Annotated in this window: 17 protein-coding genes; 10 read left to right on the plus strand and 7 right to left on the minus strand. The window is 70.0% G+C overall.

The window, feature by feature from the left end:
• Positions 1–202 precede the first annotated feature (202 nt).
• Complete coding sequence (locus AC0NZQ_RS17350; RefSeq protein WP_474531241.1) at positions 203–739, minus strand: hypothetical protein; 537 nt, start codon at positions 737–739, stop codon at positions 203–205.
• A 3-nt stretch (positions 740–742) separates the two neighbouring features.
• Positions 743–1,225: a hypothetical protein gene (locus tag AC0NZQ_RS17355; protein WP_474531242.1), complete on the minus strand. Its 483-nt coding sequence runs from the start codon at positions 1,223–1,225 to the stop codon at positions 743–745.
• A 62-nt stretch (positions 1,226–1,287) separates the two neighbouring features.
• Here AC0NZQ_RS17355 and AC0NZQ_RS17360 point away from each other — a divergent pair, with 62 nt between their 5' ends.
• The 9 genes from AC0NZQ_RS17360 (at position 1,288) to AC0NZQ_RS17400 (ending at position 9,506) form a co-directional block, all read left to right on the plus strand.
• Complete coding sequence (locus AC0NZQ_RS17360; protein ID WP_474531243.1) at positions 1,288–1,581, plus strand: WhiB family transcriptional regulator; 294 nt, start codon at positions 1,288–1,290, stop codon at positions 1,579–1,581.
• Positions 1,578–2,363, plus strand: coding sequence for a hypothetical protein (locus tag AC0NZQ_RS17365; RefSeq protein WP_474531244.1), 786 nt, complete (start codon positions 1,578–1,580; stop codon positions 2,361–2,363). Before AC0NZQ_RS17360 ends, AC0NZQ_RS17365 begins: the two co-directional genes overlap by 4 nt.
• Positions 2,360–2,704 (plus strand): hypothetical protein, encoded by a 345-nt coding sequence (locus AC0NZQ_RS17370; RefSeq protein ID WP_474531245.1) that lies wholly within the window; start codon positions 2,360–2,362, stop codon positions 2,702–2,704. Before AC0NZQ_RS17365 ends, AC0NZQ_RS17370 begins: the two co-directional genes overlap by 4 nt.
• Positions 2,701–3,042 carry a hypothetical protein gene (locus AC0NZQ_RS17375; RefSeq protein ID WP_474531246.1) on the plus strand — a complete coding sequence of 114 codons (342 nt, stop codon included), beginning with the start codon at positions 2,701–2,703 and terminating at the stop codon, positions 3,040–3,042. Before AC0NZQ_RS17370 ends, AC0NZQ_RS17375 begins: the two co-directional genes overlap by 4 nt.
• Positions 3,039–3,437: a helix-turn-helix transcriptional regulator gene (locus AC0NZQ_RS17380; protein ID WP_474531247.1), complete on the plus strand. Its 399-nt coding sequence runs from the start codon at positions 3,039–3,041 to the stop codon at positions 3,435–3,437. The genes AC0NZQ_RS17375 and AC0NZQ_RS17380 overlap by 4 nt, the downstream gene beginning before the upstream one ends.
• Positions 3,434–3,712, plus strand: a complete 279-nt coding sequence (locus AC0NZQ_RS17385; protein WP_474531248.1) for a hypothetical protein — start codon at positions 3,434–3,436, stop codon at positions 3,710–3,712. Before AC0NZQ_RS17380 ends, AC0NZQ_RS17385 begins: the two co-directional genes overlap by 4 nt.
• The gene (locus AC0NZQ_RS17390) at positions 3,709–4,269 is read left to right on the plus strand and encodes an E3 binding domain-containing protein (protein WP_474531249.1); all 561 of its coding nucleotides are present in this window, start codon (positions 3,709–3,711) and stop codon (positions 4,267–4,269) included. Before AC0NZQ_RS17385 ends, AC0NZQ_RS17390 begins: the two co-directional genes overlap by 4 nt.
• A gap of 131 nt (positions 4,270–4,400) precedes the next feature.
• Positions 4,401–4,730: a hypothetical protein gene (locus AC0NZQ_RS17395; protein ID WP_474531250.1), complete on the plus strand. Its 330-nt coding sequence runs from the start codon at positions 4,401–4,403 to the stop codon at positions 4,728–4,730.
• 3 nt (positions 4,731–4,733) lie between these two features.
• Positions 4,734–9,506 carry a phage tail tape measure protein gene (locus AC0NZQ_RS17400; RefSeq protein ID WP_474531251.1) on the plus strand — a complete coding sequence of 1,591 codons (4,773 nt, stop codon included), beginning with the start codon at positions 4,734–4,736 and terminating at the stop codon, positions 9,504–9,506.
• Positions 9,507–9,511: 5 nt separating this feature from the next.
• On the opposite strand, the gene AC0NZQ_RS17405 is transcribed toward AC0NZQ_RS17400, so the two are convergent.
• Together AC0NZQ_RS17405 and AC0NZQ_RS17410 are read right to left on the minus strand one after the other, a co-directional pair.
• On the minus strand, positions 9,512–9,766 hold the full coding sequence (locus tag AC0NZQ_RS17405; RefSeq protein WP_474531252.1) for a hypothetical protein: 255 nt from the start codon (positions 9,764–9,766) through the stop codon (positions 9,512–9,514).
• 71 nt (positions 9,767–9,837) lie between these two features.
• The gene (locus AC0NZQ_RS17410) at positions 9,838–10,629 is read right to left on the minus strand and encodes a hypothetical protein (RefSeq protein ID WP_474531254.1); all 792 of its coding nucleotides are present in this window, start codon (positions 10,627–10,629) and stop codon (positions 9,838–9,840) included.
• A gap of 125 nt (positions 10,630–10,754) precedes the next feature.
• Here AC0NZQ_RS17410 and AC0NZQ_RS17415 point away from each other — a divergent pair, with 125 nt between their 5' ends.
• Positions 10,755–11,264 (plus strand): hypothetical protein, encoded by a 510-nt coding sequence (locus AC0NZQ_RS17415; RefSeq protein WP_474531255.1) that lies wholly within the window; start codon positions 10,755–10,757, stop codon positions 11,262–11,264.
• 86 nt (positions 11,265–11,350) lie between these two features.
• Here AC0NZQ_RS17415 and AC0NZQ_RS17420 read toward each other — a convergent pair whose 3' ends face one another.
• The 3 genes from AC0NZQ_RS17420 to AC0NZQ_RS17430 form a co-directional block, all read right to left on the minus strand.
• The gene (locus AC0NZQ_RS17420; RefSeq protein WP_474531257.1) at positions 11,351–11,560 is read right to left on the minus strand and encodes a helix-turn-helix domain-containing protein; all 210 of its coding nucleotides are present in this window, start codon (positions 11,558–11,560) and stop codon (positions 11,351–11,353) included.
• On the minus strand, positions 11,557–12,099 hold the full coding sequence (locus AC0NZQ_RS17425; RefSeq protein WP_474531258.1) for a hypothetical protein: 543 nt from the start codon (positions 12,097–12,099) through the stop codon (positions 11,557–11,559). The genes AC0NZQ_RS17420 and AC0NZQ_RS17425 overlap by 4 nt, the downstream gene beginning before the upstream one ends.
• Positions 12,100–12,559: 460 nt before the next feature.
• Positions 12,560–13,999 (minus strand): threonine/serine exporter family protein, encoded by a 1,440-nt coding sequence (locus tag AC0NZQ_RS17430; RefSeq protein ID WP_474531259.1) that lies wholly within the window; start codon positions 13,997–13,999, stop codon positions 12,560–12,562.
• Between the last annotated feature and the right edge of the window lie 62 nt (positions 14,000–14,061).

Genomic DNA, 14,061 nt, shown 5'->3' on the forward strand with positions numbered 1-14,061 from the left:
GGGCGGCGAGATGCGCAGCGAGACGGCCGCACCGTCTCAGTCGGAGGAGTGCTCGGCGTTCGGCGCGGCAGACCCGACCGCTTGTGACCAGAACCGTGACTTTCCGTCCCGGCGGAGCCCCGTTATCCCTGCGGGATCCCGGTATCTAGCCGCCTTCGACGCCGCGCCAGCGCGGGAGCAGTTGTCCCCCCTCGCCCATCGGCTACGTGTCTTCTTGCTGCAGGGGATCGGCGTCCAGCAGCGAGATCCACGCGGTACGGAGGTGAAGGGAACGCGTCGCCCCCCGAAGGTTCAGGCTGAGCTGGTCGAGTTGCTCGTTAGTCCACTCGCGCTGCTGCGGCGGCTTGAAGCGCCGACTCAGGCTCGTCGTCGCCAGACCTCCAGGTTCGCGCGCAGTCAGCCAGTACCCGTGCACGACCGCGGCCCGCTCGCGCATCAGGATGTCGGCGTTCCGCAGCTCCTCGCGGATCTTGGTCCAGTGCGGCAGTTGCCAGCGCTCGTCCGCGGCGTCAGCCGCCGAGGCTTCGTGCACAGCGATCAATGCCTGGCAGGACTGCAATACGGTGGCCCAGGTCTGGCCTTTCGCAACGGTCGGCGCGAGCGGGCTCTGCAGCAGGATCGCGTAGAGCCAGGCGGCCGCGTTCTCAAGACGCGCGGCGTCGATAGCGACCCAGCCGACTCGCTGTGCGATGTCGTCCCAGGCGGCGGCCTCCTGCTCGGCGGGGCCCCAGTCGTCCACGGGCTACGCGCCGAGCTGATGGGTCAGGTATGCGGTGACGACTGCGGTGCCGACGTTCTTGCCGACGCCGGCCAGCGACTCAGCGGCCCGGCGAAGGCGGCTACGATCGTCGGGGTCGTCGGTGTCCTCGGCGGCCTGGCGAAGTGTCTCGATGAGCGCGAGCAGCGCGTCGTCGCCCCCGGGATGCAGCCCGGTCATGGGGTAAACCTCGCCGGCCACGTCGTTCACGACGAGGATGTGGCCGCCCCGGGATCCGAGGGACTTAGACGCAAGGACGTCGATCAGGCCTCGGCGGCGCAGGGCGTGCAGGGCTGCCTGCAGTTGCTCGTCGTCGACGTCCGGGACGGCCAGCTCGTGGACATGGACCGCGCCGTGGTTCGCGTCAAAGCGCCGTGCAAGCTCAAGCAGGACCGGGTAGTCGCGGGTTGCCCAGACGTCGGCCAGCCGCGCGGGCCGGCCCTCGGTGCTGTCGGTGTCGTCGCTCATGGCCGCGAGCGTGCCGCATGATTACGACAACGGCCAGGCCGCAGGGCGCCAAGCCAGCACGGGTGGACGCCACCCTGTTCGTACCGGACGCGGCGGTCCGTGAATGGGCTGCGCTGGGCCGGGCGCTCGTGGCCGCCGGCGCGCTGCCGCCGTGCGCGACCGGACCGGATCCGGAGTTGTGGTTCGGGGCGCCGGAGTCGGCTGCTGCCTGGGCGGCCCGGGCCGTCTGTGGGGGCTGCCTGGTGAGGGTGGAGTGCGCCGCGTACGCCGTCGCGGCGCGGGAGCGGTACGGGGTGTGGGGCGGGATGTCGGGCACGGAGCGGTCGGGCACGGAGCGGAAGGGAGCACGCGCATGACGGGCAACGAGGCGGCGGCGGAGGTGAAGCTGCCGACGTCGGACTGCAGCATCTGCCGTCACGCGGAGGTGGACGACATCGACGCGGCGCTGATGGCCGGCACCTCCTACAGCAAGATCGGGGAGGCGTTCGGGGTGCATCGTTCAGCGGTCGGCCGGCACCGGCTGAACCACCTGCAGGTCGCGGACATCGTCGCGCCCAGCGCAGACGGTGCCGCGCCTCAGTCCATCGAGCTCGTCGACGCGCACAAACGTCTGTCGGCGCTGGTGACGGAGCTTGAGCGCGTCGTGACAACGGCTGTCCGCACGCGTAAGGCCACGGCCGCGGTGCAGGCCATGCGGGAGCAGCGCCAGGTCCTCGAAGCGATCGTCAAGATCCAGGCCGACCCGCAGCTGCTGGCGGCGGCGAAGCTCGAGGTGCTGCAGAAGGAGCTGCAGGGGGCGACGGCTGACGCGGTCGTGCGGCTGCTGAGTGGGGTGCTGCACGCGTTCGGGATCGGTGTGGATCGGAACGCGTCGAAGGCGAGCAACCGTGACCGGGTCGTGACGGCGTTGGTGGCGCAGAGCTTGCGGTCGCTCGGCGAGCACGGTGTGGCGTCGACGTTCACGGACGTGGATTACGCGCCGGCGCGGGAGCTGGTCGAACAGGAGGAGCTGGCGGCGACGCAGCGGATGGAGGCTGAGGTGCAGCGGCGGGTCGCGGCGGAGTTGGAGCGGCGGGCGCGGGTATTGGCGATTGAGGCCGGCCCGGGTGTGCGTGTGATTGAGGGTGTGTCGTCGTGACGGCGCCGTTGGATTTTCAGGTGCGGGAGTTGGCGGCGCGCGGGTTCAGGCCGGACAGGATCGCGACGCTGCTGGGCGTGCCGAAGTTCGAGGTTGAGACGTTGTTGCGGCCGGCGCGCGAGGTTTCGGATGAGCCATCTCCCGCCTGCGAGGCGGATACCGGCGGGGCGCTGGTGGATCGTGAAGCGGCGCATAGGCAGTTGCGCGCTCACATGGGTGCGATCCGCCACGAGCGGCGGGTGGCAACGCGGCGCGACGAGCTGGCGACGAAGCACAATCTCCGCTCGAGCAGACCGCCGAAGCCTGGCCGGGAAGTGGACTTCATGCGGGTGCCGTGGTGAGCGCCGAGCGGTGGCTCTTGCCGCGTTTGGGCGAGCCGAGCGTCGTGGCCGAGTCGCTGGATTTCGTGCGGTTCGTGCTGACCGAACAGCCCAAGGCCGCGTCGGTGTCGAGCGAGACACTGGCGGCAGCGACGGCAGGCGATGCTGAAGCGGTAGCTCACCTGATCGACCTTGTCAGCGCTCTGGTGAACTTGTCCGCGTTGCTCGCGACCGCGGCCGGCCGCCGGCCAGGCGGATGGGCCGGCGTGCTGGACACGATCGCGACGCATCAGCGGGCGCGGGCCGATCTCGCGAGCTTGGACGACGCGCCGCCGTTCGGCGGAGACCCGCGGCGATGAGCCGGCACGTGGCCGTCATGGGTGCCGGCGAGACGCTGCTGGTGTCGGCTGAGGCGCGAGGCCTGGTGCTCGGTGTGATGCGCACGCTGACGCGCACGGCGGGAGTTGCTCCGTCGCCGCTCGCGCGTGAAGTGATGGCCGCGCTGGAGGAAGCGGGTCGCCGGTCGACTGCCGTCGCGGCAGTCGCGGCAGTCAATCTCGTGCCTCTTGATGCATCGTCGGCGGCAGACCTGATCGACACCACGGAGGTAGCCCGCATGACCGGATCCAAACCCCGCAACGCGCGAGACCTCTGCGCGCGCGGCGTCTTCGCCAGCGCCGTGCGTCTCGGCAGCTCGTGGCGCGTCAGCCGCGCCGAGGTGGTCGGCTACATGGCGGCGAGGGGCGTGGCATGAGCGTCACGCGCGCGGAGCGCGTCCACGACCTTCTGCAGCAGGCCGTCGACGCCCAGCAGGACGATTTCGCCCGCACAGATGCCATTCGGCGCCGTAACGCCCAGGTGCAGAAGCAGCTCGACGCCCGAGACGACTCGGCTGGCCGCCTCGCCGACACCGCCGCGGCGGCTGTGGCTTCGCTGACCGGTTCCAAGATCGAGAACGTCCGCGTCAACGGGCGCCTCTACGGCGACATCCTGACCGAACGCGAGCTCGCGAAGGCAGGTGCGCGATGACGGCGGCGGAGCCGTACGTGACGCCTGGGGTGCGCGCGCTCGCTGACCGGCTCGGTGTCGCGCTCGCGAGTGTGAAGGGCACTGGCGTGGGCGGTCGTGTTCGGAAGAGCGACGTCCTCGCCGCGGCCGGCGCGACCGCGCCTGCCCCTTCTGCACGCGGCGGCGCGTCATCATTCGCCTCGAACCCTCTGGTGGAACGTGCCCGCGCCGCGGGGAACGGCGGAGCCTCGGCCGCGCCGACCCTGTTTCCGACCGGGGATCTGCCGCCGTGGACCGCGTCCGGTATCGAACCGACCCAGCTGCTGCAGGTGCCGGCCGCCGCCCGGCATCCGATGGCGTCAGCGACGACGATGGCCGAGGCATACGCGATCCTCAACGCCTACCAGGGACCGACCGCCGAAGCCGCCGCAGCAGACGACTTCCGGTATCACGACGGCAATCTCGACTACGAGACCCGCGTGCTGCAGTGGCAGCAGCCACGCACAGCCGGGTTCGCGGCCAATCCGGGCGGCCTGTCGACCGAGGCCAACCCCTGGGCCCCGAAAGCAGGCTGCTGAAGCATGCGCACGCTCCGCGGCGTCAACGTCACCCCGGCGGCACGTCCGACGCCGGTCCGGGGATCGATGGCCGGCGAGGTGCACGGCCCTTCTCCTGCACCCGAGACCCGACCAGCGCCGGGGGCGTGCGCATGAGCAAGCGACCGTCCGGCCGCGGCAAGCAGTCCGGCCGCCCGCCGCTGGGCCGAGTCGTGCGGGTACCGGATCTGCTCAACACCGTCTTCGGGGTGCGCGCGCCCGATGTGACGACCGGGCCGCCGGTGGCCGCGGTAGCCGAAGACGGTCACGTTCTGACGCGTGCCGAGGCCGCGGCGATGCTCGAGAACGTTGCCCGCATCGCTTACGACACGTTCGCGCTGCTCGGCGCCGAGGAGCAGGAGCTGCTGCGGAGCTCGTGGCAGCAGATGGCTGCGAACGTCCAGTTCGATGACATCGTCGCCGCCATAGCGGCTGAGGGCTGACCCATGGCCCTGGACCTGGGCGCGGTCGTCGCCCGAGTGCTGCTCGACACCGCCCAATTCGACAGTCGGCTTCCACTCGCGCAGCGCAAGCTTGCCCTCTTCGCGCAGATGGCCGGTAGGACCTCCGGCGGGGTGCGTCGACTGGACACGACTCTCTCGGGCGCCGGCACGGCGGCTGGCCGCGCGGCGGTGAGCCTGGACAAGACCGCGGCGTCCGCACGTCGCGCCGCGACAGCGTCCGCGCAGGCGGCAGGGGCGGCTGAGCGCCAGGCCGCGGCCGCCAATCGCCTGTCAATCGCGCAGGCGCGTGTCGCCGCGCTGATGGGGCGCACCCAGGGTCAGTCGCTGCGTCAGCGGGTCCTGGCGTTGCAGAACATGGCTGCGCAGGAGCGTCTCGCCGCCGCTCACGCGCAGGCCGGTTCTGCGGCCCAACGACAGTCGCTGATGGTCGCGCGGCTCGCCGAGGCTGAGGCGCGCGCGCTGGCAGTGTCGAAGCGGTTTGCCGCGGCCCAGGCGCTGAGCTCGGCGAGCTTGGTCACGGCCGGCCGCAAGATGTCCCACGCTATGACTCTCCCGATCGCCGCGGCTGTGGCCTACGGCGCCAAGCAGGCCGCCGACTTCGAGCGGCAGATGATGCTGCTGCACACCGCCGCCGGCACTCCGGAGCGTGACCTGAAGGGCATCGCCTCCGGCATCAAGGCAATCTCCCGCGAGACCTCGACCGACATCGAGAAACTCGGTGAGGGCGAATACGTCATCGCGAAGGCTGCGAAATCCCGAGGCTGGGGTGTCGCCGATCAAATGACGATCTTGAAGGCCGCCGCGCAAGGCGCGCGGGCCGAGCTGGTCCCAATGACAGAGGCGACCGACGCCTTGACCACGGTCATGACGGACTACCACTCCAAGGCGTCCGACGCCGTCAGCGTCCAGAATCAGCTCGTCCGCGCATCTGGCCTCGCCAAGACAGATTTCGCCACCTTCTCGCGGTCCCTGGCCAACGTCACCCCGATCGCGGCCGCTCTCGGGATCAGCTTCGCCGAGGTCGGCGGCACCCTCGCGACCATGACGCAGCACGGCGTCTCCGCGCAGCGGGCGACGCAGAACATGCGCAACCTCATGTTCAACCTGGCCGGCCAGAACAACGTCGCCAGCGCGGCGATGCAGCAGCTCGGCATCGACACCGTCGACCTGGCCAAGAACCTCGGCAAGCGCGGCCTCACCGGCACGCTGGCGATCGTCGACAAAGCGCTGAAGGACCACACCAAGGACGGCATGGTCGTCGTCGACGTGCACAAGGCCGCGGCGCTGGCCACCCGCTCGCTCGACACCATGATCGGGTCGATGACCGGCAAGCTGAAGAGGCAATCTGAGGGCCTCAACACGGGACGCATCGGGATCAAGGACTACACCGCTTTCGCCAAGTCCCTCGGGGGCGCCCAGGGCGCGTCCGCGCTGCAGTTCCTCGCCCTCACCAAGAACGCCCTCGGCTTCTCCAACCAGCTGCGTTCCGGCAAGGGGACGCTCACCACGTCGGTGCAGCAGTACCAGAAGATGCTCGGCGGAATGACCGGCGCCGCGGTCACGATGCAATCGGCCGGGAAGTACGCCCGCGACAACGCGAAGAACGTCGCCGCGGTCGGCGAGGCCGCCGGTCACGCCGGCAAGAACGTCCACGGTTTCGAGAAGACCCAGCAGACGCTCGCCTACAAGCTCAGCGACGCCGGCAATAAGGCGAAACTGCTCGCAGTCTCCATGGGCACGGCGTTGATTCCGACCCTGGGCCGGGTCGCCAACGGCGCCTCGCACGCGTTCGAGTCCTTCAACGAGCTCACCGACACACAGAAGTCCGTCATCGGGTGGAGCCTCGGCATCGCCGCGGCGCTCGGCCCCCTGATGTTCCTGGGCGGAAAACTCGTCGGTCTCGGCGGGAGGTTTCGCGCCTTCGCCACCATGGTCAGCGGCTCCTCGATGACCGCGAGTCGCGCCGTGCGGGGTCTCGGCGTCGCCATGGCGGCTGGTGCCATTGGCTACGGCATTGGCACGATGACTCAGAACGCCAGCGGCGCAACGAAGGCCATCGGCGCGTTGGGATCGACCGCTGCCGGGGCTCTGATCGGCTTCGGTGCCGGCGGCCCCGTGGGTGCCGCCGTCGGCGCCGGCGTTGGCCTGCTCAGCAACCTTGCCACCGGTTTCTCCAACGCCGGAGTGGCCGCCAAGACGAACGCCTCCTCGATCGACGAATTCACCGAGGCGATCAAGCGCGATAACGATGCCCTGGGCGAGAACGTCCGGAACCTCGTCGCCACCGACCTGAACAAGGGCGGCAAGGGAGGCAAGACAGCCTTCGACTTCGCCCGCCGGCTCGGCATCGACCCGAAGACGCTGACCGACGCGGTCGTCGGCGTGAAGAGCGCAAAGGACAAGGTCGACGCCATCCTCAGCAAGGCGGAGGCTAGAAGCGCCACCGCCCTCGGGGTCGCATCGGACAGGTCGAGCCCGTTCTTCGGGAAGCTCACCCAGGACTCCGCCAAGCTCCTCGGCGTCAAGTACGACGGCCTGCCAGGCGGCGCCGGGCGCGACCTCACAGGCGCAGAGATCTCCCGTCTCCACAAGTACGCGGAGGCCCAGAAAGGCTTGGTCGATGCGGCGAAGCAGGTTCGCGACGCCGTGGGAGCCGAATCTGGCGCCGTGAAGGACGGCAAGAAGAAGGCAGACGACTACGCCGCGGCCACCACCTTGGCCGGGAAGAACGACACGGCCCGCGCGAAGGCGCTCAGGGCCATCACGGCACAGCAGATTGCTGCCGGCAAGGCCGCCGCGAAATTGACGACGCAGGTTGCGGTGCACGGTGCGTCGCTGAACGCCAAGGGCATAGACGGTAAGGCCAACAAGGACGGTCAGTCGAACATCGCCTCGCTGTCTGCGGTGTTGAGCAAGTACCAGGACATCTCGAAGGCGCAGAGCCAAGCAGGCGTGTCGGTCACCCAGGTTGGCAAGAACTACGACGCCACGACCGGGGCGCTTCGTCGACAGGCGACGGCGCTCGGCTTCAATGGCGCGCGGGTCGACGCGTTGATCGCCAAGTATCGCGTCACGCCGAAGCGGCTGGTGACGAACATGGTCGCCAACATCAGCAGTGCGACCGCGTCAGCGGATCAGCTTCAGCGCGTCCTCGACTCGGTCAAGCAGGGCAAAATTCCTGGCCTCTCCGCCGATTCGAAGCGGGGCCGAGCCGTCATCGCCGCGCTGCAGAACCGCATCAACGCGCTCCAGCAGAGCCGGATCCCGGTTATCACTGCGAGAGACCAGGCCTCGGCAACCCTCGCGGTGCTCAAGGCCCGTCTCGACGCGCTGCACGACAAGACCATCACGGTCAGCACCAACACAATCACGCACTCCGGCGACGTCCGGCAGAAGCAGGGCGCGGTCGGGAAGGTTGCCCGGGCCGCGGGCGGTCCGGTCGTCGGCCCGGGCACGGCCACCAGCGACGATGTACCGGCCGTGCTGATGTCCCGCGGCCGCCGTGTGCGGGAGTACGCCCTGTCCGCCGGCGAGTGGATCGCCAACGCCGCGGCGACCCGCCGCAACCGCGCTGAGCTGCACGCCGCCAACCTCGGCGCAAAGCTCGCCGTCGTCCACCGGGCGCGCGGCGGCGGCATCACGCACAGCGGGAAGGACTGGATCTACGACGGCACCAAGTACGCCTCACGCCGTGCCGCAGAGAATGCCCAGCAGCGCGCCGGGAAGCGAGACGTCGAGCAGGCCGCGTCCACAGTGCAGTCGGCCATCGGCGGCATCGGCCAGGCTCCGAGCCGTCAGATCGACCTCTCCCAGACCGGCTACCGCCGTGTCGATGCCCAGATCCGGCACGCCCTCGACGTGCTGAACCAGCAGATCCGGCGGGGCCTCTCGGCGAAGGCCGAGAAGAGCGCCCGAGCACAGCTCAAGGCGCTGCGCGCCGACGCCGAGAAGCAGCTGGCCAACCTGCGCGTGAAGATCAAGACCAGCGACGTCGCGGCCATCCGCAACGCCATGAAGGGCACCGCCGACGACGTCCGGGCCGCCTTCGCCCAGATCGTCGCCGACGCCAGAAACGCCGGCGCCTCGGCCCGCACCGTCGCGATCCTGCAGTCCGGGCAGCAGCGCCTCATCGCCAAGCAGACCCAGATCGCCAATGCCCGTGAGCGGCTCGACCAGATCAAGGAGTACCGGTCGAGCATCACCGACACCCTCGGCCAGGGCGTGGATCTCGGCAAGTTCGGCTCCGCCGCCGACTTCGTCACCGGCCTGCGCTCGGGTGCCGACACCAACAACGGGTACGCGAAGCAGGTCGCCGCCCTCACCAACCGGGTGAAGGGCAACGCCGGGCTGACCGACCTCGTCCGCAAGCTCGCCGCCGAGGGCAACACGACGTCGCTGCAGACCCTGTTCGGGTCCAGCAAGGCCGAGCTCAGCCAGATCTCGAAGGCCTACTCCGCCTACAGCGGGTCCCTCTCGGCCGGAGGGGACGCCGCGTCCAAGCTGATGTACGGAACCACGGTCGCCGGCCAGGAGTCCAGCATCAAGACCCTCGTCGGTCAGCAGAGCGACCTCGTCGGCGCGATGGCGGATCTGGCCACGATCCTGCCTGCGCTCGCCCGACGGCCTCAGAACCTGACCTTGCCGAACGGGGTCCAGCTCGCATCGACGCGCGTTTCCGACGAGCAGTTGGAGCACGCGCTCGCCGGCCTGGCCCGCAAGCTGACCAACATCCACAAGCACGGACGGAAAAGGTGAGCAGGTTAGGCGTCGGGCGCTTCCAGGGCCGCCAGGCGCATCGCGTGCAGCACGTCGGCGGCGGTTTCAGGCGCCTCGTGCGCGAGGGCCTTGAAGGCGACGCAGAGCGCTTGGATCAGCTGACCCACTTCGGCGCCTGTCGGGTCCCAGTCCTCGAAGAGGGCACGGACGCGGGTCTGAAGTTCGCCGTCCGAGAAGCTTCCTGTCGAAGCTTCGAGCAGGGCGACCGCGGTCAGACGAATGTCGCGCAGGTCCGGCATATTGCGCACAGTAGCGCGGACTTGAAGGCCGGGAAGTCCTGATGGCCGGCCGTGCTTGGGCAGCACGCGGATCAGTCCAGTCGCCTCCAAGGCCCGCGTTCGACCTCGGACGCGGCCTGCGAGAACGAACCAGGCATAGGTGTGTCCGCGGGGGCCATGAAGACAGAAACCTCGGTCACGATCGTGGTTTCTGTGACCACTACCGCCCGCTCAAACAGCTCGGGCGACAGCTCCAGATGCCCTTCGCGGACGAGCTCGCGGACGGCGTTCAAGGTGGCAATGGCCGTGACGGCAATGCGCGCGACGAGCGGTACGGCAGCTTCGTACCTGGCCTCGACGCCTACCTTCTCGGTCTCGGCCAGCCTGGCCTGATCTGCGTGGATTGTGTCGCCATAGATCCATGCGTATCCCAGAACGGTGTCGCTTAGCTCGACCGAGTCACCCGTCGCAGGATTGACTTGGTGCAGTTCGTAACCCCTCAGCTCGCGGCTACTGCTGTCAAAGCTCTTCCAATCGCCGCGGAGGCTGTCCAAGCCAGCGCGTAGGTCGTCTGAAACGCCGTCGGCAAAATAGTTGAGGGCACCCATGACACGGAGCCCGTGGACGCGGTCACCTTGCAAGATTAACGGCCGGACACGGGCGGCCATCGACTCGACGACCTCTTCGTCCGGGAGCTGCACGTGCATCGCCCAGTTACCAGTTTCCGGGTCGCGCTTGAACTCCATGGGCTTCTGCGAATCCCTTAGCAGCGTGTCCCTGCCTTCGGCCCAGGAATGCGCTTCGACGCGGCGAGCGCGCAGCACGAACGCCGCGATGGTGTCTAGGTGCTTCGCACGGATATCTGAAGGTGAAAGAGGCGGCACGCCATGGAGCGTATGCATGCCCCCGACGGCTGGGGCTGGCAGCGGCAAACCCCCGCGCAAAGCCCAGCGCCTGCCTGGCACACTATCTGCGCATGTGGGGGGACTTTGCCAGTTGGGCGGCTGTCGTGATCGCGCTGGCTACCGCTGGCTACGCATGGAAGCGCGACCGTGACCTGGACCGCCGGGCCAGCGCCGTCGAAGCGCGAGCGGAGGAAGCGCGCGCCGGCGCGGACAGCCTCGAAGTGTCGCTTCAGCGCATGGCGGGCAACATCGAGCAATTCCTAGGGGGCCTGCCGCGCGCTCTGGACCCGCTTCATGCCCGACCGGAAACTGCAGGGCCTCTCGGACGTGGCGTGCCGACGCCTCAGTTCGTCTTGGAATGGGTGGGTGGATCGGCTTACCGTCTGCGCAACGTTGGCGTCGGCAGCGCCACTGATGTCACCGTCACCGTTCCCGACGGCTACGACCCGGGGCTTAGTCGCGGACTGCCCAGCGGTGTCGATCTTCCCAGCGGCGCCTCGATCGCCGGCATCCTCCTCGTCAAGACGATGCAGTCGCGAACCCCTGGGGAGCTTGTCGTGACCTGCGAGCAGTTTTCCTCGCCGGTCTTGGTGCCGGTGCCGGCAGCGCCGTAGACGGGCGAGTCGCTTCACGACACAACCGCCCGCCCCTCGGCATGAGAGGCGGGCGGTTGTGTCGTTCGGCGTGTTCTGGGGCTTCGTCAGCCGAAGGCGGACACGTCCACCGGCCGGCGGGATCGGCACCGGACGACCGTCCGGGCGCTGATGCCGAGCACCTCGGCCACCTGACGAGCGCTCATGCCGCGGGCCGTGAGCCGCTGGGCCGCCGCGACGCGCTCTGCCGGCCGTAGACGAACCCGGTCACCCCAGCAGGCGCGCTCGACGGCGACGGGGTCAACGTAGCCGCTCACTGAACGTCCACCAGATCACCGGCGGCGCGCAGCGCAGTTGCGAGCGCGTCGGCCTCGTCGACGGTGAGCAAGGTCGGCCCGTCGGCGAGCAGGTGCACGAGCTCCCGGCCGTGGTCGACACCGCCCCAAACTCCTGCAGTGAGGGTGACGACGGCGAGCCGGTCCAGCACCACCTCGAGCTGGCCGTGGCCGTCGGCGCGGGCCACCGCGGCGACGGCGCGGCGGCACAGCTTGCTCGCCGAGCCGTCGCGGGCGGCGTCGGCCGGTTGCCTGGACCAGCCCGCCGGCGGGTGCTGCTCGGTGCACCACGCCGGGCAGGGCGGGGCGGGAGGAATCCGGCGGCCGCGGATGATCGCGGCGGCCGTCAGGGCGGCGGCGCGGGCCCGGGAACGGACCTCGCGGAGCTGGGCGGCGGTGAGGCCGTCGAGCTCGGCCGCCAGTTCGGCGTCGACCACGACGGTCGCGCTGCTCAGGTCGGGGCCGGCGGTATAGATGGTGGGGGACGGAGAGCGTCCGGGGTTCTCGGTACGTTCGTGCATGGGTCGTGCTCCTCTGTCGCATAGGGGATTGCGATCAAGGCCTCGGCTCGGTGCTGGAACACCGGCCGGGGCCGCCTTTGCTTGGTCACGCGATTGGTCACAGACGAAGCCGGACGTGGCCGGACGGGGGCGCCCGCGCGGGCCGGCGCGTGGGGTCACTACCCCTGGAAGTGCGGGAGAAGCGGACGGAGCCGGGCACGGCCGGACGGTCGCGCTCGGAGTTCAAGTCCCCCCTCGGACACGCTGTGTTGAGACAGTCCTCGGGCCCCGCCCGGCGCATTGCCGCCGAGCCGGGCCCGTTGTCGTCTCCGCCCGGCGTACGACCGCGCGACTCGACGGGGTTGGCCCCATCCCAGCGCGCCTCTGGCCCCGGCTGTGCCGCGCTGGCATAGGGCCAACCGCGCTGGAATAGGGCCAGCCGCACGAGCACGGGACGACACGTCCGAGCGCCGCCGTGGGGTCAGCGCCGTCGCCACGGGGTGAGACGGCCCCGGTAGAGCTGGGTCGAGGTCCAGGTTCGACCGCCGGCCGTGGTCGTGCTGCCGCCGCCCTGCGGGTCCTGCGCATCCGGGGCAGGTGCCTCGGCGCGGGTGCGACGCCGCACCTGACGTACAGAGAGCGGGCCCACCAGGCGGGGTCCGGCGAGACGGTTCTCCAGTCGGCGCGCCTCGCGCTGCAGCGGCTGGGCGATGTACTCCCCCAGGATCGCTCCCGAGCTGAGACCGATGGCGATGGTGCCGGCGGTGAAGAGCGCCACCAGCCCGGCCGCCGCGTTCTGCCCGATCGTGGCCAGACCGCGGTAGATGGACAGACCCGGCAGCAGCGGCACCAGCGTGCAGGTCACGATCACCAGGGCCGGCACCCGGAAGCGACCGGCCGCGGCGAAGGAGACCAGGCCGATGACCACGGCGGCGATCGCGGAGCCGAAGGCCGTCCCGAAGCCGCGCTCGCTGACCACGAAGTACACCGCCGCGGCACCCCCGGCGATCACCCCGATCGGTGCCAGCGCCCGGAGCGGCGCGTAGGAGGCATAGGCGTAGGCGGCCGAGGCGATCGCCGCCCCGGCGACCATCAGCGGCAGGCCGGCGTAGCCGCTGCTGCCGGCCGCCGCCGTCCCCAGCGGCGCGCCGATCACCCGGGCTACGGTGAGGCCGCCACTGACACCGGCGATGGCACCGATCGTCGCGATGGTGGCCTCCAGCAGCCGCGCCGCGCTGGTGAGCGGGAAGCCGGTGAGGGCGTCCTGGATCGCGCCGAGGAAGCTGACGCCGGCCAGCAGCAGGATGATGCTGGCGGTGATGACCCGTCCCGGCGCGATCTCGAGACCGACCTTGGCGACGCCGGCGGCCAGCAGCGTGGCCGTGAGACCGCCGGCCGCCTGCTGGTAGAAGACGGGCCAGCGACCCCGGCTGAGCAGACGCTGCACCCGGTCGATGAGGCAGGCGGCGACGAAGGCGATCGTCACCATGAGCAGGTTGCCGCCCAGCACCATGCCCACCCCGGCGCCCAGCGCGCCGTAGCCGAGCGTCACGGCCCACCGGGGCCGGGCGTGCCCGGTCGAGGTGATGCGGTTGAGCCGGGTGGTGGCCTCGTCGCGGTCGATCCGTCCCGCCACGAGATCGCGGACGAGATGGTCGACGAGGGTGAGGTCCTCGTAGTCCGTCTCCCGCTGCCGCACCTGCCGCAGCTGGATCAGCGCCGGCTCCTCCGGCGAGGGCTGGTGGCTCATGGCCAGCTCGGTGAAGGTGACGTCCGCAGTGAATCTGCGCAGGCCGCAAGCCCGGCCGACGTTGTCCATCTGGGCACCGACGTCCGAGGCACCGGCACCGGCGGAGAGCAGCAGCTCGCCGATGCGCAGCGCGAGATTCATCGTCTTGTAGACGTCGGCGTTGTCGACCATCGCCGCCAGTCTCCCGAACCGCCGCTCCGCGCCACCAGCCACCCGGGACCTACACCACCGGT

The sequence above is a fragment of the Jatrophihabitans sp. sgz311053 genome (assembly GCF_056135305.1).

Excerpts from the sequence above, each read along its gene's own strand:
- AC0NZQ_RS17400 (WP_474531251.1), top strand. The coding sequence starts at position 4,734 with ATGGCCCTGGACCTGGGCGCGGTCGTCGCCCGAGTGCTGCTCGACACC.
- AC0NZQ_RS17395 (WP_474531250.1), top strand. The coding sequence starts at position 4,401 with ATGAGCAAGCGACCGTCCGGCCGCGGCAAGCAGTCCGGCCGCCCGCCG.
- AC0NZQ_RS17425 (WP_474531258.1), bottom strand. The coding sequence starts at position 12,099 with ATGCACGAACGTACCGAGAACCCCGGACGCTCTCCGTCCCCCACCATC.
- AC0NZQ_RS17405 (WP_474531252.1), bottom strand. The coding sequence starts at position 9,766 with ATGCCGGACCTGCGCGACATTCGTCTGACCGCGGTCGCCCTGCTCGAA.
- AC0NZQ_RS17430 (WP_474531259.1), bottom strand. The coding sequence starts at position 13,999 with ATGGTCGACAACGCCGACGTCTACAAGACGATGAATCTCGCGCTGCGC.
- AC0NZQ_RS17380 (WP_474531247.1), top strand. The coding sequence starts at position 3,039 with ATGAGCCGGCACGTGGCCGTCATGGGTGCCGGCGAGACGCTGCTGGTG.
- AC0NZQ_RS17385 (WP_474531248.1), top strand. The coding sequence starts at position 3,434 with ATGAGCGTCACGCGCGCGGAGCGCGTCCACGACCTTCTGCAGCAGGCC.
- AC0NZQ_RS17390 (WP_474531249.1), top strand. The coding sequence starts at position 3,709 with ATGACGGCGGCGGAGCCGTACGTGACGCCTGGGGTGCGCGCGCTCGCT.
- AC0NZQ_RS17355 (WP_474531242.1), bottom strand. The coding sequence starts at position 1,225 with ATGAGCGACGACACCGACAGCACCGAGGGCCGGCCCGCGCGGCTGGCC.
- AC0NZQ_RS17365 (WP_474531244.1), top strand. The coding sequence starts at position 1,578 with ATGACGGGCAACGAGGCGGCGGCGGAGGTGAAGCTGCCGACGTCGGAC.